The organism is Rhizobium giardinii bv. giardinii H152 (genome assembly GCF_000379605.1).
In the GTDB taxonomy this organism is placed as follows: domain Bacteria; phylum Pseudomonadota; class Alphaproteobacteria; order Rhizobiales; family Rhizobiaceae; genus Pararhizobium; species Pararhizobium giardinii.
Window position 1 is genome coordinate 327,136 of the sequence record NZ_KB902680.1, and the last position, 18,356, is coordinate 345,491.

The window sequence follows — 18,356 nt, forward strand, 5'->3', positions numbered from 1 at the left end:
ACGGGACGGAACGATGGCGGAAGCCAAAATACATCAGAGCGGCGATGCGGCGGGCCTTGCGGCATTGATCTCGCGCGCCGCCGGGCAGACGGGCGAGCAAAGCAAGGGATTGCCGCCGGTCGACCGATGGAATCCGCCCTTCTGCGGTGATATCGACATGGAAATCCGCGCCGACGGGACCTGGTTCTACATGGGCACGCCGATCGGTCGCCAGCCGCTGGTGCGGCTGTTTTCCACGGTCCTGCGCAAGGACGAGGACGGCAAAACCTATCTTGTAACTCCTGTGGAAAAAGTGGGCATCCGCATCGTGGATGCAGCTTTCGTGGCCGTCGAGATGAGCAGGACAGAGCGCCAGGGCCAGCAGGTGCTGACCTTCCGCACCAATGTCGGCGACGTCGTTGAGGCGGGGCCGGAGCATGCGCTGCATTTCGTCATCCATGGCGAAAACAACGAGCTGAAACCCTATTTGCATGTACGCGGGCGGCTGGAGGCCTTGGTGTCGCGTCCCGTGATGTACGATCTGGTCGAACTCGGCGAGACCATGACGATCGATGGCGTCGAGATGTTTGCAGTGCGTTCCGCCGGGGCGGTCTTCACCGTGATGCCTGCGAAGGAACTGGAAGCGCTGTCGGTATGATGGATACTCTGTTTTCAGCCGGTGATTTTCGCCGCCGCGCGCGCAGCCAATCCGGCAGCCCGGTGGAGGACGCCTGGCGCGAGCATGGCGATTTCCTGCTCAATCCGGATGTCATACCCCATCTCGAAACGCTGAAGCTCAGGGATGCGGCGGTGCTGGTGCCGGTCATCGAAGACGGCGATGAAGCGCGCGTCATCTTCACCCAGCGCACGGCGACGATGCGCAAGCATTCCGGCCAGGTCGCCTTTCCCGGCGGTGCGATCGATCCGGAGGACGATACGCCGGAGCGCGCGGCGTTGCGGGAAACAGAAGAAGAGATCGGCCTTGATCGACGTTTCGTCGAGACGGTCGGCCGGTTGCCCCACTACATGGCGATGTCCGGTTTCCGGATCACGCCGGTCCTCGCCGTCGTGCAGCCGGGTTTTCAGCTTGTGCTCAACCCGGTTGAAGTCGATGCCGTGTTCGACGTGCCTTTGTCGTTCCTGATGGATCCGCGAAATCATGGGCGAGGTCGCGCGACCTGGCAGGGCGCCGAGCGGCATTTCTACCGCATGCCCTATGGCGACCGGAATATCTGGGGCATTACCGCCGGCATCGTCCGTATGTTGTACGAAAGGCTTTATGCATGACCTCCGTTGCCGCCGAACCCTGGTTTTCGGCGCCTGCGCTGACGCGCGTCTTCAATCTCCTCAATGCCGATGGCGGCGAGGCCCGTGTCGTCGGCGGTGCTGTGCGCAACAGCCTGATGGGGCTTCCAGTAGCTGATATCGACATGGCAACGACGCTTCTGCCGGACGAGGTTGTCGCCCGGGCAAAAAAAGCCGGCATCAAGTCGGTCCCGACGGGGATTGACCATGGCACGGTGACGCTGGTCATCGAGGGCGCGCCGTTCGAGGTGACGACATTGCGCCGCGACGTCGAGACGGACGGCCGGCGCGCCGAGGTCGCCTTCGGTTCGGACTGGAAGGTCGACGCCGAGCGACGGGATCTGACCATCAATGCACTCTATGCCAATGCCAAGGGCGAGGTGATCGACCTCGTCGGTGGGCTTCCCGACATCGAAAAACGCCATATTCGCTTCATCGGCAATGCGGCCGAGCGCGTGGCGGAGGACTATCTGAGGGTGCTGCGCTTCTTCCGCTTCTTCGCTCACTACGGTTCGGGACGGCCGGATGCGGATGGCCTTCGCGCTTGCGCCAAGGCTCGCTCCAAGCTGGGGACGCTTTCGGCCGAGCGGGTCTGGTCGGAGATGAAGAAGCTGCTGTCGGCCAGGGATCCCGGCCGGGCGCTGTTGTGGATGCGCCAGGCGGGCGTCTTGAGCGAAATTCTGCCCGAAAGCGAAAAATGGGGCATCGACGCCATCCCGGCCCTGGTCGCTGCCGAACAGGCATTCGGCTGGCAGCCCGAACCGCTGCTGCGGCTCGCAGCCATCGTGCCGCCGGATGTCGAGCGGCTGGAAGCGATGGCGAAACGGCTGCGCCTTTCAAAAACGGAGGCGGCCTTCTTTTCCGCATGGGCGAAAGCACCGCGTCTGCCGGCCGTGATCGCCGATACGGCTTTCGCGCGGCTGCTTTATCGGCATGGCTCAAACGGCCTCGATACCAGCTTGAGGCTCGCTCTCGCCGCGTCGCGGCAGAAATCGGAAAACGATCCGGCGCAGCTTGCCGAAACAGGACGCCTGTGGGGATTGCTCGGGAAGACGGAAAACTGGCAGAAGCCGGCATTCCCTCTCACCGGTGCTGATGTGCTTGCTGCCGGAATTGCCGCCGGACCGCGGGTAGGCGAGGTTCTGGCGATGCTTGAGGATCAGTGGGTGGAGGGTAACTTCAATGCCGACCGGGCAACGCTCGTTGCCCGGCTTCAGTCGATGGTCTGAAGTCAGGCTGCCTTCGTTTCGTCGACGATGCGGGCCTTGATATTGTCGACCATGTTTTCGCGGATCAGGGTTTCGCCGTGGGCCTGGCGCATGTGCTCGACGGCGCGGCGCACGATTTCGGCGTCACTGTCGGCCCGGGTATGCCAGTTGCAGCCGGGCACGAGGGTCCCGCATTCAAACAATCGCATGATGCTCCTCCTTGCTTTTTGAGCTTTTCCGCTGGGGCAGGTCCGGCAAGCGGAATACCGTCTACTATAACCGGAAAAGCGGTCGAATGGTTCCCCGATTGTAGATGCCTGGTCTTTCAATCGCGGCAGGCCGCGGGCGGTCCGGCCCAGACATGGCCTTGAACGTTCCTTTCCGAGGTCACATTGTCGCCCGATCCGTCCTTACCTTGGCTCAGGGGTATTCCCCTCCGGACAGGTGGCGATCGCCGCCTTGAGACTGACTAAGGAAAGGAAAGCATATGACCATCCGCCACATGCCCGTGGCAGCGTTGACCGCTGCCGCACTGAGCCTGATCGTCATCAACTCGCCGGCTTTTGCCCAGGGTGCTTCTCAGACACAAGCCACGCAGCCGATACAGGGCACCGCGCCCGCCGTCATCAGCGACAAGAAGATCGAAGCTTTTGCGGTCGCCTACCTGCAGGTTGACAAGGTGCGGCAGGACTATGCCGCCAAGATCGGCGCGGAGAAGGATGCGACGGCCAAACAGAAACTTCAGAACGAGGCCAACAAGCAGATGATCAACGCGGTCGAAAAGTCGCCCGACATGTCGCTGGAGGAATACAAGTCCATCATCACCGCGGCGCAGACCAATCCTGAAGTTGCCCAGAAGGTGCAGGAAAAGTTGAAGACGACGACGTCAGCGCAGTAGCGAGGCGACAGTCGGAGCAGGGCGGCAAATCCGATCCTGCTCCAGCGCTGCCGGCCGACAGACGGCGCATTCGCCGGCCGTCGACCAAGAAACCACTATAGAAATGCCCGGCTTTGATGCTATGCCTTCGTCTCCCTAAGACGTCCGCAAAGGCATGCCTTCCATCATGAGATCCTCTCTTCAGCAGGAATTGATCGCCTCCATCCGCAACATCGCGGATTACCCCAAGCCCGGCATCATGTTCCGCGACATCACCACGCTTCTCGGCAATCCGCGCGCGTTTCGCCGGGCGATCGACGAGCTGGTGCATCCCTTTGCCGGCACGAAGATCGACAAGGTCGCCGGCGTCGAGGCGCGCGGCTTCATCCTGGGCGGCGCGATGGCGCACCAGATGTCATCCGGCTTCGTGCCGATCCGCAAGAAGGGCAAGCTGCCGCATGATACGGTGCGCATCGCCTACAGTCTCGAATACGGCATCGACGAGATGGAGATGCACCGCGACGCCATCAAACCGGGCGACAAGGTCATCCTGGTCGATGACCTGATTGCCACCGGCGGCACTGCCGAGGGCGCGACCAAGCTGTTGCTGCAGATGGGCGCCGATATCGTCGCTGCCTGCTTCATCATCGACCTGCCGGAACTCGGCGGCCGCAGGAAGCTCGAGTCGCTGGGCGTCAAGGTGCTGACGCTGATCGAGTTTGAAGGCCACTGAGTTTACGCGTCAGGGAAACTCGATCACCTTGCTTTCGAACCGGATGACGGCCTCGCCGTTCTGGTTCTCGCCCTCGCACAGGATGGTGTTGATCCGCCATCCAGGACGCGATTCCAGATCCTTGGCCGTAACGAAGGTGACGAAATAGGTGATCACATCGCCGGCAAAGACCGGCCGCAGCCAGCGCATATCGCGAAAACCGGGCGATGGGCCGAGTTTCGGCGGCTCTATCCCCTCGGCCGCCAGTCGCTTCATTTCGCCCAGCCAATAGGGCACGAAACATTTCATCCAGCCCGCGCAGGTGTGCCAGCCGGAGGCGCAGAGGCCGCCGAAGAGCGATTGCTGCGCGGCTTCCGCATCCAGATGAAACGGTTGCGGGTCGAATTTTTCGGCGAAGCAGATGATGTCATCGGCGGTGAAGGCAACGCTGCCGGTCATCACCTTCGTGCCTTCGGGGTGAACCTCGGAGAGCCTCATGCGTCGCTTCCTGCCGGTTTGCAGCGGATCATGTTGGCGTAGTCACAGATAGCCACCGTTTCTCCCCTTTGATTGATGACCTCGCCACGCAGTTGCACAATGCCGATCTCGGGCCGGGAACGGGAAGTCCGCGCCTCGATGACCGTGCAGGTGCCCGACAGCGTATCGCCGGCAAGCACGGGCTTCTTCCACTCCATGCTGTTCACGCCCGGCGATCCTTCGGATGCCGTTTGGTGGATATAGCTGTCGCAAAGCATGCGCATCATGATGGCGCTCGTGTGCCAGCCGGAGGCCGCAAGGCCGCCGAGAATGCTCGCCTTGCCGGCTTCTTCCGACAGATGCATGGGCTGCGGATCGAATTCGGCGGCAAAGGCGACGATGTCCTCGGCCACGACCGTCACCGGCTTGAACGCGAACCGCGTGCCGGCAGGGAAATCCTCGAAATGAAGCATGGGTTGTCGTCCTCCTACCGGAGCGTCTTAGCATCCAGCCCTGGCGCTGGAAACTGGCGGCAGGGCACTGATATCAATGCGGGATCGCCAGTTCCTGGCCGTTGATCTTCATCTTGCCGCTCTCGTCCACCACGAGGTTCCACATCTGGCGGCCATCGGCTTCTATCTTGGCGAAGCCCTTCATCATGAGCAGCACGAACGCCGCTTGTCCGAACTGCGGAACGGTCTGGGCATTCTGCTGCAGATAGGAAATCGTCTTGTCGAAATCCCTTGCGTAGATCGTGACGTCGGTGCTTTGGCGCCCCTGCTGTTCCGGGTAGACGGTCGTCGTACCCGAAAGGCTGATATCGTAGACCGACGAGCGGGCGGAGACGTCCTCATATCTCAGCGTCAGCGCACCACCCGGCAGGAACAGGCGGCCAGCCGCGGTGGACTGCTCGTCCGTCAACGGTTTTTCGGCGTTGAAATCGGCATGGTCCAGGAAGTAGCCGATGCCGCTTGCAAGGTTGAGGTTTTCGAAAGCGGCGCCAAAACTAACCGTCTCCGGCAGTGCTGCGACGAAGGCGTCGGGTACGACGCCCGGTGGCACGGAGGGCCTGTCGATGACGATCCCGAAGCCGGCTTTTGCGCCATCTTTCAGGCCGTTCGAATTGACCGTATAGCGTAAGGTCTGCGCGCCGAAGGTGCCTGCGGGGGTGGCGACCTTGAGGTTCGCGACATCGATGGATTCCAGCAATGCGTCGAACATTGGCAGGTTCGCGCGCAGCACCTCCTTGAGGCGTGTCTGATCCTCGGGCGTCAGTTTATCGGCTTTCACCTTGTCCAGAACAAAGAAGATGATGTCGTGCAGCGGCTTGTAGGCGACACCGTTCATGGCGACATCTGCGGTCACGCTGTCGGCCGAAACATCGATCCGCACCTTGGCCGGATCGACGACGGTTTCAGTGAAGGCATTCATCGCCGTGTTGGAGCGAAGATCGATCGTGCCTGGGTTTCCCCGCTTGCTTTCGAGGATCGACTTCATCGTGCCGAAATGTGCTTCCACCGATTGCAGCGGGGAATGGGACGACATGAAGATGCCGTTGGCGGTCATTTCCGCGGATTTGGGATAGAGAATTTCGGGGTCGTAGACCCCGTCCATACGAAAGCCATCGATCTTGTAGCTGAAATCCGTCTTATCGCTTCCGGCGGTGAACTGCCCCTTGACATCGAGATCGGCGGACTGGGAAAAATTCCACGATCCGTCTTCCAAGGGGCGGATCAATGACAGAAGGGGCTTCAGTCCGGAAATGCTGAAGGTTTTTGGGTCGACATCCTTCAAGAGAACTGTCGGATCGAAAGTGACTTCGTAATCCGCGGTGCCAGGCCGGACCTTGATCAGGCCGGATTTCGCTACGCTGTCCGGCAGGTAGGATGTGAATTTCTGCTCGAGCTGCCGGGCGCCTTCATGGGTAATCTCCGCGGCCAGCGCCGGCTGGGTAACGAGCGCGGTGGAGAGCAGAAGTGCGGGGATCAGGCGCATCGAAGAAACTCCTTAAAATATGTCTTCAGGCAACATACAGCCGGCCATGGCGACGGCAAGCGTCGCTGATGGCCGGCGAAAGAGTTTTCTAAGAAATCAGGTATTGAAGCGGAAGTGGATCACGTCGCCGTCCTGGACGACATATTCCTTGCCTTCGTCACGCGCCTTTCCGGCTTCCTTGGCGCCTGTTTCACCGTTGAAGGCGATATAGTCGTCATAGGCAATGGTGTTGGCGCGAATGAAGCCGCGCTCGAAGTCCGAGTGGATGACGCCGGCCGCACCCGGTGCCTTGGTGCCGCGCTCGATCGTCCACGCCCGCGTTTCCTTCGGGCCGACGGTGAAATAGGTGATGAGGTCGAGCAGCTTGTAGCCGGCGCGGATCAGCCGGTCGAGACCCGCTTCATGAAGGCCGAGCGCCTCGAGGAATTCCTTGGCCTCCTCCTCCGGCAGCTGTGCAACTTCGGCTTCGATCGCAGCCGAAATAACCACGGTTTCGGCGCCCTGCGCCTTCGCCATTTCCTCGACCGCCCTGGTGTGGGCGTTGCCGGAGACCGCATCGCCCTCGGCGACGTTGCAGACGTAGAGCACTGGATGGGCGGTCAGCAGGTTCAGGCCCTGCAGGATTTTCTTTTCTTCGGCATCCAGCGTCGACAGCAACGTGCGGACCGGCTTGCCGTCCTGAAGCAGCTTCAGGGCTGCGTCCATGACCGGCAGCAGCGTCATCGATTCCTTGTCCTTGGAGGCGGCGCGCTTGCGGGTCTGCTCGGTGCGGCGCTCAAGGCTTTCGAGATCGGCGAGCATCAGCTCTGTCTCGATCGTCTCGGCATCGCCGACCGGGTTGATGCGGCCTTCCACATGGGTGACATCGTCATCCTCGAAGCAGCGCAGCACATGCACCGTCGCATCCACCTCGCGGATGTTGGCGAGAAACTTGTTACCGAGGCCTTCACCCTTCGAGGCGCCGCGCACGAGGCCGGCGATATCGACGAAGGAGATGCGGGTCGGGATCAGTTCCTTCGACTTGGCGACATCTGCAAGCGCGCGCATGCGCGGGTCCGGCACGGCCACTTCGCCGGTGTTCGGCTCGATGGTGCAGAACGGATAGTTCGCGGCTTGAGCCTGCGCCGTCTTGGTGAGCGCATTGAAGAGAGTGGACTTGCCGACATTCGGCAGTCCGACGATACCGCATTTGAAACCCATGGCACCTTGTCCATATCTTGAAGAACTTTGCCCTGCCTATGGGGGAAGGGGGTGATATGGTCAAGCCTTGCGGCGGTACGGCGGGCCTTTTTCCGGATTTGCCGCATGCGGCGCCGGGAAACTGCGCCCGGCATGGCCGGACGCAGCCATCTCACAGGCGCAGCACCCGTGTCATCGCTGCCACAGCGGCCCCACTTGAATGGCGTTTTCGGCGGTGCGAATATTGCCGGGTTGAAATCATCCTCCGCCGGCCCTCTTTGTTTTTGAGAGGATATCCAGATGAGTGAAAACGACACCACCATCAAACCGAAAACGAAGACTCGGCCGAAGCTGGCGAGGCCGAAGCTCTATAAGGTCATTCTTCTCAACGACGACTATACCCCGCGCGAATTCGTCATCCTGGTACTGAAGGCGGTGTTTCACATGAGCGAGGAGACCGGCTACCGGATGATGATGACGGCGCATAAGCTCGGCGTCTGCGTCGTCGTCGTCTGCGCCCGCGACATCGCCGAGACGAAGGCGAAGGAAGCGACCGATCTTGGCAAGCAGGCCGGATTTCCGCTGATGTTCACCACGGAGCCGGAGGAATGATCAGATTCCGGCCGGCCGCCTGATCTGGAAACCCGTCTTGTCCTGCACGAAGCCGCAGCCCTCATAGAATTTCAGCGTCGCCGGATCCTGCGAGCCGGTCAGGAGCATCACCTTGTAGCAGCCCTTCTGCCAGGCGTGCTCGAAGGCATGCCGGATCAGCGCCCCGGCATGGCCGCGCTTGCGAAACCGGGCGTCGGTCACGACGTTTTCAATCAGCGCATAGGGCTTGCCGCCGCGAGTGAGGTTTGGAAGGATGGTCAGCGCCACCGATGACGTGATCGTTTCTGCCGAAACGGAAACGAAGACCGTCATGCCGGGATGCGCCAGTATCTCGGCGAACCTTTCGGCGGCAAGACCGGAAGGGAGCGCCGGATCATCGGCATGGAGCTGCCGGTAGAGAGCGAGCAGCCCGGACAGGTCGCTCGCCTTCGCCGGCCGGATGGCCAAGTCGCCGGCCGTCACCGGCTATTCGTCCTTATTGCCGAACAGCTTCTTCAGCATGTCGGCCATCGGTCCGGTTGTCGGCAGCGTTTTCGGCTGGGCGCTATTGCGGGCCTGGCGGATATGCGACTTTCCGGCGGGTTTCGCTGGTGCCGGCTCCGGTTCCGGTTTGGCGCCGGTCGCGAGCGCCAGCTTGTTCAGGAGCTGCGAATCCTCGCCCTTGACCAGCATCGCCGCATTGTCGGCGAGCGCGTCGAGCAAAGGGTCCAGCCAGACACGGTCGGCCTTGGCGAAATCGCCGAGCACGTGGTTGTGTACCTGTTCCTTCGAGCCGGGATGGCCGATGCCGAGGCGCAGGCGCCGATAGTCCTTGCCGCAATGGGCGTCGAGCGATTTGATGCCGTTGTGGCCGCCATGGCCGCCCGCGGTCTTGATCCGGGCCTTGCCCTGGATGAGGTCGAGCTCGTCGTAGATCACCAGAATGTCCTTCGGCTCCAGCTTGTAGAAGCGCATGGCTTCGCCGACCGCCTCGCCCGACAGGTTCATGAAGGTCTGCGGCTTCATCAGGAGCACGCGCTCGCCGCCGATCTCGCCTTCCGAGATCAGCGCTTTGAATTTCTTGGACCAGGGCGAAAAACCGTGCCGCCGCTGGATTGCGTCTACGGCCATAAAACCGATATTGTGGCGGTTGCCTGCATATTGGGGGCCAGGATTGCCGAGCCCTGCGAAAATCAGCATGGATATATCTCTACCAGTCAAACAGCGCTGTCTTGCACCGCGCCGGAGCGCGCAAGTCAACTGTTTACCACAGACAACCCGTTATTTCCCATCTGGCGCGAATGCCGCCTGTGATCCGCTATTGGTTCGATCGCAGACCGTATTTGGCGAAAATGCGCTCCTGGGTGCCGTTGGCAATCAATGTGTCGAGTTCCGCCTGCATTTTTGCAATGAGTTCGTCCGACAGAGTGAGATTGCAGGCAAGACCATACAATTTCCCCTCCAGCAGGAGAGCGGATTCAAGCGGCTGGCCTTGATCGCGCATCGTCTCGAAGGTCTTTTCGGACGTCGTCATCAAGTCGATGCGGCCGTTCAGCAGCTTCTTCCGCGTTGTCTCCACGTCGGCGGCGAGATCGATCTTCGGAAACCCGTGCTTTTTGAGGTAATTGGCGGAAAAGTCATCGCGCTGTGTGCCGACGGTGAAGCGCTTGGCCTCCTCGATATTGGACGGATTGACGCCCGACCCCGCCTTGCGCACCATCACCATGCGGTCGGCGAGCAGCGGTTCGACCCATTTGAACCGCTCGTCGCGCTCCTCGTCATGGCCGGTGGTAAACAGGCAGGTCCAAGGCTGGTTCTCCGTCAGAGACAGCGCTCGCGCCCAGGGCAGGATTTCGAGCGAATATTCGGCATTCAGCGCCTTCATCATAAGTTCGGCCTGCTCGACCGACGCTCCCTTTACAGCGCCGTTCTCGCTGAAATTATAAGGCGGATATTCCTCGGTGAGCAAACGGAGGGTCTCGGCATGCGCCGTGCCCGAGAGGAGAAAAATGAGCGCGAAGGCGAATTGTTTCATATCTGCTCTTCTTCCATTTTCGTCATGCGCGGTTGGTAGCCTTCACTTCTGATTCCATTTCCAGCATGAGCAACATGTTTTCAATCGGCATCGGTCGGCTGAAAAGATAACCCTGGCCATAGTCAAGTCCGAGCTTGCGCAGAAGCTCCCACTGTTCCTTCGTCTCGATGCCCTCGGCAACGACGGTGCAGCCCATCTGGTGGGAGATGGTGCGGATGCCCTTGATCAGCATTCTGCTCTTGCGGCGAACATCGGCGGTTCCGGTGCTGAGCGAGCGGGTGAAGGACTGGTCGACCTTGACGATATCGACGGGGAAGCGGTTGAGGTAGCTGAGCGAGGAATAGCCCGTTCCGAAGTCGTCAAGCGCGATGCGGCAGCCGAATTCGCTGAGCTGCTTCAACACCGCATGAACGTCCGGATTGTCGAGCATCAGCACGGCCTCGGTGATCTCGATGACGATGCGGGTCGGCGAGATGTGGTGTTTCAGAAGCAGCGCCGCGAGTTTGTGCGGCAGGGTTTCCGTGAACTGAAGCGGTGAGAAGTTGATGGCGAGATAGGTCGTATCGGCGCCTTCGAGCTGGGTCAGGCGAGCGAGATGGCCGATTGCTTTCTCCAGCACGCGCTCACCAACGCGGGCGATCGATCCGTTCTCCTCGGCGATGCCGATAATTTTGGCAGGAGACAGAATGCCTTTTTCCGGATGGTTCAGGCGCATCAGCGCCTCGAACCCGGCAATACGGCCGTCTCCCAGACTGACGATCGGCTGCAGATAGGCCTCGAACCAGTCCTCCTTCAGGGCCGCATCGATATTCTGCTCCATTTCATGACGTTCGCGGGCGCTGTCGAGCATGCTGGTGTCGAAGACGAGCATGCCGTTCTTGCCGTCACGCTTGCGGGCGTACATCGCCATGTCGGATTTCAACAGCAATTCCGCTGCGTTGGCGGCGTGATCGGGGTAAAGCGCGATGCCGATGCTGGCGCTCACCGAAAGGTCCGCCCCCTCGACGAGGATCGGCTCACGCAGTATGGCACAGATGCGGTCGCCGATCTCGCTTGCCAGGGCTTCGACCTGCTCGGCATTGACGAGAATGGCGAATTCGTCGCCGCCGAGGCGGGACATCGTGTCTTCCAGGCGCAAAGTGGTACGGATGCGGGCAACCACCTGGCGCAGTACCTCGTCGCCGACGGCGTGGCCGAAATGGTCGTTGATCCACTTGAAGCGGTCGAGATCGATGAAGATGCAGGCCAGTTGCGTCGCCGTCTCGTCGGCGTTGCGAATGGCGTCGTCCAGCACTGCCTCAAAACCTTGGCGATTGAGAAGGCCGGTCAGGTGATCGGTAATCGCCTGAGCGTGGTTGCGGCTTTCGGCTTGCTTGAGTTCGGTGACGTCGGTCATGACCGAGAGCGAAAGACCGTAGTGCTCGTCGCCCGTGGCGCTCTTCATCTCGAGGATGAGAACCGTCATGGTCTCGCCGTCGGCCTTGATGAACGGCACGGTGACTTCACAGATATTGGCATGTGTGGCATTGCCGTTGCCGCGGCGCGCCCGATAGGTCTCATGCCAGTGGTCGTCGACGAAATCCGTGAAGGTACGCCCGATGACCTGGTGGCGGCTGTAACCGGTTGCAATCAGCCAATAGTCGCTGACCGCAGTGAGGCGGTTGTCGGCATCGAGCGAGAACAGCATAGACGGCGTCAGGTTGTAGATATCCGTCGCGCGGGCATGCGCGAGCTTCAGTTCCTTCTCCTCGCGCTCCAGATTGCTCTGCATCTCGTTGAAATTATGGGCAAGTGTGCCCATTTCGTCGTCCGACGTCCAGTCGACATGGTGGCGGGAGCCGAGCCGCCGTGTCGCTTCGATCGCGGCTGTGAGGCGCATCAAGGGCCGGATCACAGTGATACGGTTTCCGAGGATGGCGGAGGCGAAAACCACGCCGACAGCGACAACCAGAATGGCAAAGACGGTGAGTTCGTCCTTGCTGAAGCGCGACAACAGGCCGGGCGCTGCCACCCGGATTTCCGCGGTGCCGACCGACCTTTGGCCATCCTGCGAATTGTAGAGGATCTCCTTTGAGAGGCTCTTGTGCGGCACGTTCGGATCGACGGGAACAGGGGGGATGTGTACGGAGATGGTTCCGGAGCTGTCCCTGATGTGCACGCTGAGGACGTCGGCATTGGCGCTCAGGGATCTTGCGATCTGCTCGGCTCCGTCGCGATCGAAATCCCAAAGGGGCTTGCCAAGAGCCTGAGCACCCGCCTCCAGCAGGATCTGTGTGTTTTGCAGCCGTTCACGGGCGACGCGTTCCGATGACAGGGTCAGGAAAAGGACGATGAGAGGGGCGACGAACATAAGCATCGCGCCACAGACAATGGCAATAAAACGGTTCTCGACAGAATGCATCATCGGATGCACCCGATCGCGCTGCTAGTCTCGCGTCCCATTCGGATTCTCGTACATTGAAGCCGGAGCAATCCCCCGACGACAACACATCATGAAAGTCTTAAATGTTGCTGAAATCGCGGGGTAAAGAGTTTTAGTTGTCGTTGCGGGCTGCAAGCGATGCCGCTGGCGGCGAGCAACAAAAAACCCGCCCCATGTGAAATGGGACGGGTTGTCGATCAAGCTTTGAAAGCGCCGATTATTCGGACGCGGATTCTGCTTCTTCCGCTTCCGATACGCCGCCGGCCGGGGTGGCAATGGTGGCGATCGTGAAGTCGCGGTCGGCGATGACCGGGGTCACGCCCTTCGGCAGCTTGATGTTCGAGATGTGGATGCCGTCACCGACCTTCAGGCCGGAGAGGTCGGCTGTCAGGAATTCCGGAATGTCGTCGGCGGAAACCAACACTTCGACTTCGTGGCGAACGATGTTGAGAACGCCGCCGATCTTGAGGCCCGGGGACTTTTCTTCGTTGACGAAGTGAACCGGAACTTCGACGGTGACCTTCGAGTCCTTGGACACGCGCAGGAAGTCGACATGCATGGTGAAGTCACGGACCGGATCCAGCTGGTAGTCCTTCGGCAGGACGCGGATCTTCTCGCCGCCAACTTCGATCGTGGCGATCGTGGTCATGAAACCACCGGCGTGAATTTTCTGGGTGACTTCCTTCGAGGAAAGGGCGATGGAAATCGGAGCCTGCTTGTCGCCGTAGATGACAGCAGGAATAAGACCGTTGCGGCGAAGTTCACGGGAGGACCCCTTACCAACCCGTTCGCGCGTTTCGGCCTTGAGCTCGTAGGATGCGTGGCTCATGGCAGTACCTTTCTGGTGTTTTTGGAGAGCTCATCCGCTTGCTATGAAGACAGGGATGAACCGAGGCCTTTGACCGCCTCATCCGCGTTTGCCTCCAAGGGTGTCTGCGCGGACGCGCGTCCATAACCGAGAATGCCGTGAAATGCAAGCAAGTGCCGGTTCTGGCCGAAAAACTTGCCTGAAGCGCAGCCCGGGACCGAGCGATGCCGTCATCGGCGCCCTCGCGATCGGGTGAAGCGGGCGAGTGCGAGCATGAGACCGCCGGCCAGCAGCCCCCAGAATGCACCCGAAATTCCTGCAAAGCTGACCCCGGAGGCCGTCACCAGGAACGTGACGGCTGCGGCTTCGCGGCTATCCTGCTCCTTGAAGGCTGCCATGGCCGAGCCGGCAAAGGCGCTGATCAGGGCAAGACCGGCGACCGCCTGGATCAGGATCGGCGGCGCCAGGCTGACGAAGGCGGTAACGGCGGCGGCAAGGAGGCCGAAGACGATATATCCAGCGCCGGCGATGATTGCCGACCAGTAGCGCCGGGATGGGTCGTGATGCGCATCCTCGCCCGCGCACATGGCCGCCGTGATTGCGGCGAGATTGACCGCATGGCCACCGAAGGGCGCGCTCAGGATGGAAAAGATACCCGTCGTCGTGAAGAGCGGCCCGGGCTGCGGCTCGTAGCCGTTGACCTTGAGCACGGTGATGCCCGGAATGTTCTGCGAGGCCATGGTGACGATGAACAGCGGCAGCGCGATGCTGACCAGGCCGGCCAGGGTAAAGCTCGGGCTGACCCATTCGACATGCGGGATGAGCGTCGCCGATACCCGCGCCATGGCATCGGCCGGCATGTCAACACCGAAAGCGAGCACCAGAACGAAGGCGAGCAGGGCCGCAGGCACGGCAAACAGCCGGTTGGCGCTGCCGACGATGACCCAGGCGAGAACGATCGGAAGGCCGAACAGCGGATTGAAGGCGATCGCCTTGACCGGCGCGAAGCAGAGCCCGATCAGGACGCCCGCCAGCATGGCATTGGCGAGTGGCGTGGGAATTGCCGCCACCGCGCGGCCGAGCGGTTTCCACAGGCCGGCCAGAATGATGAGCACGCCGCAGATCAGGAAGCCGCCGACAGCCGTGCTGAAGCCGCCCGCCACCGTGCCGGAACTGGCAAGCAGCGCCGCCCCGGGCGTCGACCAGGCGATGCTGACCGGCAACCGCGTCGCGACACTGAGCACGATTGCACACAGCCCCATCGATACCGACAGCGCCATCAGTCCCGACGCTGCCTGCGCCTCCGTTGCCCCGACGCCGGTCAACCCGTGCAGCACGACGGCAAAGGAACTGGCAAAGCCGACAAAGGCGGTAAGCAGCCCCATGAAAAGGCTCTGGAGCGAAAATTCACGAAGCATCGTGCGGGGACCATGAAAGCTTGGAGGTAAACGGGGTAAACTGCCCTATCACATCGTCATGTTCATGCAAGAGCACGCCGCCGGCGAAGCGGCGCATGCGGTGCTGACCGGTTTTGCCTTTGGACCTTTGTCGAGGTGGACGTTTCGCCGAATATGCCTATAGTTGCGTCAGCGTCAGCCCTCAGGGAGGAGAGCCGATGAATCATTCGGATCACGTTCATTCCGTCGCACATCATGCGTCGGCAGCGGCCAGCTCGCCTGTCGCGGCATCCTGGCGCCGCTGCCTGACGGTGCATGGCCTTTCTCCGGAAGAGGCGCGCGCGCCGCAGCGCCTGTCCGAACGCGAGTTTCGCGCGGCGCGGGAGGCGTCCGGGCATCTGATCGAAGAAGCCCAGGGCGAACTTGACCGATTGTTTTCGACAGTCGGCAGAGCCGGGTGCTGCTTGCTTTTGACCGATAGCAATGGCGTTGCCCTCGAACGCCGCGGCGCTGCCGGCGACGACAAGGATTTTCGCGGGCTTGGCCTCTGGTCCGGCACCGTCTGGAGTGAAGCGAGCGTCGGCACCAACGGCATCGGAACAGCGATTGCCGACGAGCGCCCTGTCGTCATCCAGCGAGACCAGCATTTCCTCAGCTGCAATACCGGCCTTATCTGCTCGACCGCACCGATCCGCGACCATTGCGGCCGGGTTGCTGCCGCCATCGACATCTCGACCTGCCGGGAGGACGCCGGCGAAATGGCCATGCTGCTGATGTCGCAGGCTATCCGAGATGCCGCCGCCCGGATCGAGGCCAATCTCTTCCGCCGCGCCTTCAACGGCGCCCGCATCCTTCTGGTCCCTGCCGAGGGCAAGAGCAGTCCGGCGCTGCTTGCGATCGACCGCGATGACCTCGTACTCGGAGCGACACGGGCCGCGCGTCTCCGCCTCAATCTCGATGACCGGCGCATTGCCGCCGGCGTACCAGCCGCCGATGTGCTCGATGAGGTGCCGGCGGGGCAGGGCGAGGATCTTTTCGATGCCGAGCGTGCGGCGCTGCGCCGTGTCCTGTCGCGCAGCAGCGGCAATGTCTCGCAGGCGGCCGATACGCTCGGCATCAGTCGGGCAACGCTCTACCGGAAAATGAAGAAGCTCTCGATCAACTGATCGGCCGGACGCCTGCGCGGTCCCCGTACCGCGCTGCAGCATGCTTCGCGTTATTCAAGTGTCGCACATCTGAGACACTCGCCCGCCCCGGCACGTTTCGCCTCTCTATCCGCATGACCGGTTTCGGCGCACCTTCCTGGCAGCAGATTGTTGGAGTCTGTTTCAGGAGGAGAAATCAAATGTTGCATCAGAAAATCGTCGAGAATCCGTTCAAGCAGAAGTCTGGCAACTTTATCGGTGGTGAGTGGCGCGAGCCGGTTGACGGGCGCTATTTCGACAACACGACGCCGGTCACTGGCGGTGTTCTCTGCCAGATCGCCCGTAGCCAGGCCGCCGATGTCGAGCTGGCGCTCGACGCCGCCCACGCCGCCAAGGACAAGTGGGCCCGCACCTCGACCACTGAGCGCGCCAATATCCTCATGAAGATCGCGCAACGCATGGAAGACAATATCGAGCTCCTGGCGCGCGCCGAGACCTGGGACAACGGCAAGCCGCTGCGCGAAACCATGGCAGCCGACATGCCGCTTGCCATCGATCACTTCCGCTACTTCGCCTCCTGCGTCCGTGCCCAGGAAGGCTCGATCGGCGAGATCGACCACGACACCATCGCCTACCACTTCCATGAACCGCTTGGCGTCGTCGCCCAGATCATCCCGTGGAACTTCCCGATCCTGATGGCTGCGTGGAAGCTTGCGCCCGCGCTTGCCGCCGGCAACTGCGTCGTGCTGAAGCCCGCCGAGCAGACGCCCGCCTCGATCCTCGTCTGGATCGAACTGGTCGGCGACCTCTTGCCGCCGGGTGTGCTCAACATCGTCAACGGCTTCGGCCTCGAAGCCGGCAAGCCGCTCGCCACCAGCCCGCGCATCAACAAGGTGGCCTTTACCGGCGAAACCTCGACCGGCCGGCTCATCATGCAGTATGCCAGCCAGAACCTCATTCCGGTGACGCTGGAACTGGGCGGCAAGTCGCCGAACATCTTCTTCGAAGATGTGATGCGTGAGGACGACGACTATCTCGACAAGGCGCTGGAAGGGTTCGCGATGTTCGCGCTCAACCAGGGTGAGGTCTGCACATGCCCGAGCCGCGCGCTGGTGCACGAGAAGATTTACGACCGCTTCATGGAAAAGGCGATCAAACGCGTCGCGGCGATTAAGCAGGGCAACCCGCTCGACATGACAACGATGATCGGCGCCCAGGCCTCGAGCGAGCAGCTGGAAAAGATCCTGTCCTATCTGGATATCGGCCGCCAGGAAGGCGCCGAGGTGCTGATCGGGGGCGAGCGCAATACGCTCGAAGGCGAGCTCGCCGGCGGCTTCTACGTCAAGCCGACGGTGTTCAAGGGCCACAACAGAATGCGGATCTTCCAGGAGGAAATCTTCGGGCCGGTCGTGTCCGTGACCACCTTCAAGGATGATGCCGAAGCGCTCGAAATCGCCAATGACACGCTGTATGGCCTCGGCGCGGGTGTGTGGAGCCGCGACGCCAATCGCTGCTACAATTTCGGCCGCAACATCGAGGCCGGCCGTGTCTGGACCAATTGCTATCACGCCTATCCGGCCCATGCCGCCTTCGGCGGCTACAAGCAGTCCGGCATCGGCCGCGAAACCCACAAGATGATGCTCGATCACTACCAGCAGACCAAGAACATGCTGGTGAGCTACAGCCCGAAGGCCCTGGGCTTCTTCTGAGGTTTTGTCCTTCCTTCTCCCCGCTTGCGGGGAGAAGGTGCCCGAAGGGGCGGATGAGGGGCCGCTCTAATCTGCCCCTCACCCTAACCCTCTCCCCGCAGGCGGGGAGAGGGGACTGCCTTGGAGAAAGCAATGACCGACGTCACCAACGGCCAGCCCCGCGTTCTCGCGACCGACGCGGCACTCGCCTTCATCAGGGAAATCCGGTTGGACCATCCGCATATCCTGTTTCACCAGTCCGGCGGCTGTTGCGACGGCTCGTCGCCGATGTGTTATCCAACGGATGAGTACATCGTCGGCGACAATGACGTGAAGCTCGGCGAGATCGGCGGCGTGCCGGTCTATATCAGCGCCAGCCAGTTCGAAGTCTGGAAACACACCCAACTGATCGTCGATGTCGTGCCGGGCCGGGGCGGCATGTTCTCGCTCGACAATGGCCGCGAGCGGCGCTTCCTCACGCGTTCGCGCTTGTTTTCCGGCGGCGAGGCCTGCGCCATCCCCCTGCCGCGGTGAGCCT

At 61.5% G+C, this 18,356-nt stretch carries 20 protein-coding genes; 9 read left to right on the plus strand and 11 right to left on the minus strand.

The annotated features are described in order from the left end of the window. Window positions 1-13: 13 nt before the first annotated feature. From A3AY_RS0117345 to A3AY_RS0117355, 3 genes are read left to right on the plus strand one after another with little or no spacing between them, the layout of a single operon-like run. A complete protein-coding gene (locus tag A3AY_RS0117345; RefSeq protein WP_018326931.1) occupies window positions 14-637 on the plus strand; it encodes a DUF1285 domain-containing protein in 624 nt (207 codons plus the stop codon). Then, complete coding sequence (locus A3AY_RS0117350) at window positions 634-1,266, plus strand: CoA pyrophosphatase (protein ID WP_018326932.1); 633 nt, start codon at window positions 634-636, stop codon at window positions 1,264-1,266. The genes A3AY_RS0117345 and A3AY_RS0117350 overlap by 4 nt, the downstream gene beginning before the upstream one ends. Next, the gene (locus A3AY_RS0117355; RefSeq protein WP_018326933.1) at window positions 1,263-2,513 is read left to right on the plus strand and encodes a CCA tRNA nucleotidyltransferase; all 1,251 of its coding nucleotides are present in this window, start codon (window positions 1,263-1,265) and stop codon (window positions 2,511-2,513) included. The genes A3AY_RS0117350 and A3AY_RS0117355 overlap by 4 nt, the downstream gene beginning before the upstream one ends. Window positions 2,514-2,515: 2 nt before the next feature. Here the strand turns inward: A3AY_RS0117355 and A3AY_RS0117360 are convergent, their stop codons facing one another. Beyond that, window positions 2,516-2,701 (minus strand): DUF1059 domain-containing protein, encoded by a 186-nt coding sequence (locus A3AY_RS0117360; RefSeq protein WP_018326934.1) that lies wholly within the window; start codon window positions 2,699-2,701, stop codon window positions 2,516-2,518. Window positions 2,702-2,979: 278 nt separating this feature from the next. Between A3AY_RS0117360 and A3AY_RS0117365 the strand changes: the two genes are divergently transcribed. Then, window positions 2,980-3,390 carry a DUF4168 domain-containing protein gene (locus A3AY_RS0117365; RefSeq protein WP_018326935.1) on the plus strand — a complete coding sequence of 137 codons (411 nt, stop codon included), beginning with the start codon at window positions 2,980-2,982 and terminating at the stop codon, window positions 3,388-3,390. A 166-nt stretch (window positions 3,391-3,556) separates the two neighbouring features. Next, window positions 3,557-4,102, plus strand: a complete 546-nt coding sequence (locus A3AY_RS0117370; protein ID WP_026203549.1) for an adenine phosphoribosyltransferase — start codon at window positions 3,557-3,559, stop codon at window positions 4,100-4,102. 9 nt (window positions 4,103-4,111) lie between these two features. Here A3AY_RS0117370 and A3AY_RS0117375 read toward each other — a convergent pair whose 3' ends face one another. The 4 genes from A3AY_RS0117375 to ychF all read right to left on the minus strand — a co-directional run bounded on the left by A3AY_RS0117375 (window position 4,112) and on the right by ychF (window position 7,753). Beyond that, window positions 4,112-4,579: a MaoC family dehydratase gene (locus A3AY_RS0117375; RefSeq protein ID WP_018326937.1), complete on the minus strand. Its 468-nt coding sequence runs from the start codon at window positions 4,577-4,579 to the stop codon at window positions 4,112-4,114. Then, the gene (locus tag A3AY_RS0117380) at window positions 4,576-5,031 is read right to left on the minus strand and encodes a MaoC family dehydratase (protein WP_018326938.1); all 456 of its coding nucleotides are present in this window, start codon (window positions 5,029-5,031) and stop codon (window positions 4,576-4,578) included. The genes A3AY_RS0117375 and A3AY_RS0117380 overlap by 4 nt, the downstream gene beginning before the upstream one ends. A gap of 73 nt (window positions 5,032-5,104) precedes the next feature. Continuing rightward, the gene (locus tag A3AY_RS0117385; RefSeq protein WP_018326939.1) at window positions 5,105-6,553 is read right to left on the minus strand and encodes a hypothetical protein; all 1,449 of its coding nucleotides are present in this window, start codon (window positions 6,551-6,553) and stop codon (window positions 5,105-5,107) included. A 96-nt stretch (window positions 6,554-6,649) separates the two neighbouring features. Then, on the minus strand, window positions 6,650-7,753 hold the full coding sequence (gene ychF / locus A3AY_RS0117390) for a redox-regulated ATPase YchF (RefSeq protein ID WP_018326940.1): 1,104 nt from the start codon (window positions 7,751-7,753) through the stop codon (window positions 6,650-6,652). 279 nt (window positions 7,754-8,032) lie between these two features. Here ychF and clpS point away from each other — a divergent pair, with 279 nt between their 5' ends. Then, window positions 8,033-8,344, plus strand: a complete 312-nt coding sequence (gene clpS, locus A3AY_RS0117395) for an ATP-dependent Clp protease adapter ClpS (RefSeq protein ID WP_018326941.1) — start codon at window positions 8,033-8,035, stop codon at window positions 8,342-8,344. Here clpS and A3AY_RS0117400 read toward each other — a convergent pair whose 3' ends face one another. The 6 genes from A3AY_RS0117400 to A3AY_RS0117425 all read right to left on the minus strand — a co-directional run bounded on the left by A3AY_RS0117400 (window position 8,345) and on the right by A3AY_RS0117425 (window position 15,006). Further along, complete coding sequence (locus tag A3AY_RS0117400; protein WP_018326942.1) at window positions 8,345-8,806, minus strand: GNAT family N-acetyltransferase; 462 nt, start codon at window positions 8,804-8,806, stop codon at window positions 8,345-8,347. It abuts the gene before it with no gap. Window positions 8,807-8,809: 3 nt separating this feature from the next. Further along, window positions 8,810-9,523, minus strand: a complete 714-nt coding sequence (gene pth, locus A3AY_RS0117405; RefSeq protein ID WP_018326943.1) for an aminoacyl-tRNA hydrolase — start codon at window positions 9,521-9,523, stop codon at window positions 8,810-8,812. Between the two features lie 118 nt (window positions 9,524-9,641). After that, window positions 9,642-10,358, minus strand: coding sequence for a substrate-binding periplasmic protein (locus A3AY_RS0117410; RefSeq protein WP_018326944.1), 717 nt, complete (start codon window positions 10,356-10,358; stop codon window positions 9,642-9,644). Between the two features lie 22 nt (window positions 10,359-10,380). Next, on the minus strand, window positions 10,381-12,762 hold the full coding sequence (locus A3AY_RS0117415; RefSeq protein WP_026203550.1) for a putative bifunctional diguanylate cyclase/phosphodiesterase: 2,382 nt from the start codon (window positions 12,760-12,762) through the stop codon (window positions 10,381-10,383). A gap of 235 nt (window positions 12,763-12,997) precedes the next feature. Continuing rightward, entirely contained in the window at window positions 12,998-13,609 is a 612-nt protein-coding gene (locus A3AY_RS0117420; RefSeq protein WP_018326946.1) for a 50S ribosomal protein L25/general stress protein Ctc, read from the minus strand. A gap of 209 nt (window positions 13,610-13,818) precedes the next feature. Further along, window positions 13,819-15,006: a benzoate/H(+) symporter BenE family transporter gene (locus tag A3AY_RS0117425; protein WP_018326947.1), complete on the minus strand. Its 1,188-nt coding sequence runs from the start codon at window positions 15,004-15,006 to the stop codon at window positions 13,819-13,821. A 197-nt stretch (window positions 15,007-15,203) separates the two neighbouring features. On the opposite strand from A3AY_RS0117425, the gene A3AY_RS0117430 reads away from it, so the two are divergent. From A3AY_RS0117430 to A3AY_RS0117440, 3 genes are all read left to right on the plus strand, one after another. Continuing rightward, window positions 15,204-16,151, plus strand: coding sequence for a helix-turn-helix domain-containing protein (locus A3AY_RS0117430; RefSeq protein WP_018326948.1), 948 nt, complete (start codon window positions 15,204-15,206; stop codon window positions 16,149-16,151). A 179-nt stretch (window positions 16,152-16,330) separates the two neighbouring features. Then, on the plus strand, window positions 16,331-17,839 hold the full coding sequence (gene adh, locus A3AY_RS0117435; RefSeq protein WP_018326949.1) for an aldehyde dehydrogenase: 1,509 nt from the start codon (window positions 16,331-16,333) through the stop codon (window positions 17,837-17,839). A gap of 132 nt (window positions 17,840-17,971) precedes the next feature. Beyond that, complete coding sequence (locus A3AY_RS0117440) at window positions 17,972-18,352, plus strand: DUF779 domain-containing protein (protein ID WP_018326950.1); 381 nt, start codon at window positions 17,972-17,974, stop codon at window positions 18,350-18,352. Window positions 18,353-18,356 lie beyond the last annotated feature (4 nt).

Bases quoted from the DNA above. Each gene is read 5' to 3' on its own strand.
- A3AY_RS0117425 (WP_018326947.1), bottom strand. From the start codon at position 15,006: ATGCTTCGTGAATTTTCGCTCCAGAGCCTTTTCATGGGGCTGCTTACC.
- A3AY_RS0117420 (WP_018326946.1), bottom strand. From the start codon at position 13,609: ATGAGCCACGCATCCTACGAGCTCAAGGCCGAAACGCGCGAACGGGTT.
- A3AY_RS0117375 (WP_018326937.1), bottom strand. From the start codon at position 4,579: ATGAGGCTCTCCGAGGTTCACCCCGAAGGCACGAAGGTGATGACCGGC.
- A3AY_RS0117440 (WP_018326950.1), top strand. From the start codon at position 17,972: ATGACCGACGTCACCAACGGCCAGCCCCGCGTTCTCGCGACCGACGCG.
- A3AY_RS0117410 (WP_018326944.1), bottom strand. From the start codon at position 10,358: ATGAAACAATTCGCCTTCGCGCTCATTTTTCTCCTCTCGGGCACGGCG.
- A3AY_RS0117380 (WP_018326938.1), bottom strand. From the start codon at position 5,031: ATGCTTCATTTCGAGGATTTCCCTGCCGGCACGCGGTTCGCGTTCAAG.
- A3AY_RS0117370 (WP_026203549.1), top strand. From the start codon at position 3,557: ATGAGATCCTCTCTTCAGCAGGAATTGATCGCCTCCATCCGCAACATC.
- adh (WP_018326949.1), top strand. From the start codon at position 16,331: ATGTTGCATCAGAAAATCGTCGAGAATCCGTTCAAGCAGAAGTCTGGC.
- A3AY_RS0117365 (WP_018326935.1), top strand. From the start codon at position 2,980: ATGACCATCCGCCACATGCCCGTGGCAGCGTTGACCGCTGCCGCACTG.
- A3AY_RS0117345 (WP_018326931.1), top strand. From the start codon at position 14: ATGGCGGAAGCCAAAATACATCAGAGCGGCGATGCGGCGGGCCTTGCG.
- A3AY_RS0117385 (WP_018326939.1), bottom strand. From the start codon at position 6,553: ATGCGCCTGATCCCCGCACTTCTGCTCTCCACCGCGCTCGTTACCCAG.
- A3AY_RS0117350 (WP_018326932.1), top strand. From the start codon at position 634: ATGATGGATACTCTGTTTTCAGCCGGTGATTTTCGCCGCCGCGCGCGC.
- A3AY_RS0117415 (WP_026203550.1), bottom strand. From the start codon at position 12,762: ATGATGCATTCTGTCGAGAACCGTTTTATTGCCATTGTCTGTGGCGCG.
- A3AY_RS0117430 (WP_018326948.1), top strand. From the start codon at position 15,204: ATGAATCATTCGGATCACGTTCATTCCGTCGCACATCATGCGTCGGCA.
- ychF (WP_018326940.1), bottom strand. From the start codon at position 7,753: ATGGGTTTCAAATGCGGTATCGTCGGACTGCCGAATGTCGGCAAGTCC.
- A3AY_RS0117360 (WP_018326934.1), bottom strand. From the start codon at position 2,701: ATGCGATTGTTTGAATGCGGGACCCTCGTGCCCGGCTGCAACTGGCAT.
- pth (WP_018326943.1), bottom strand. From the start codon at position 9,523: ATGCTGATTTTCGCAGGGCTCGGCAATCCTGGCCCCCAATATGCAGGC.
- A3AY_RS0117355 (WP_018326933.1), top strand. From the start codon at position 1,263: ATGACCTCCGTTGCCGCCGAACCCTGGTTTTCGGCGCCTGCGCTGACG.
- clpS (WP_018326941.1), top strand. From the start codon at position 8,033: ATGAGTGAAAACGACACCACCATCAAACCGAAAACGAAGACTCGGCCG.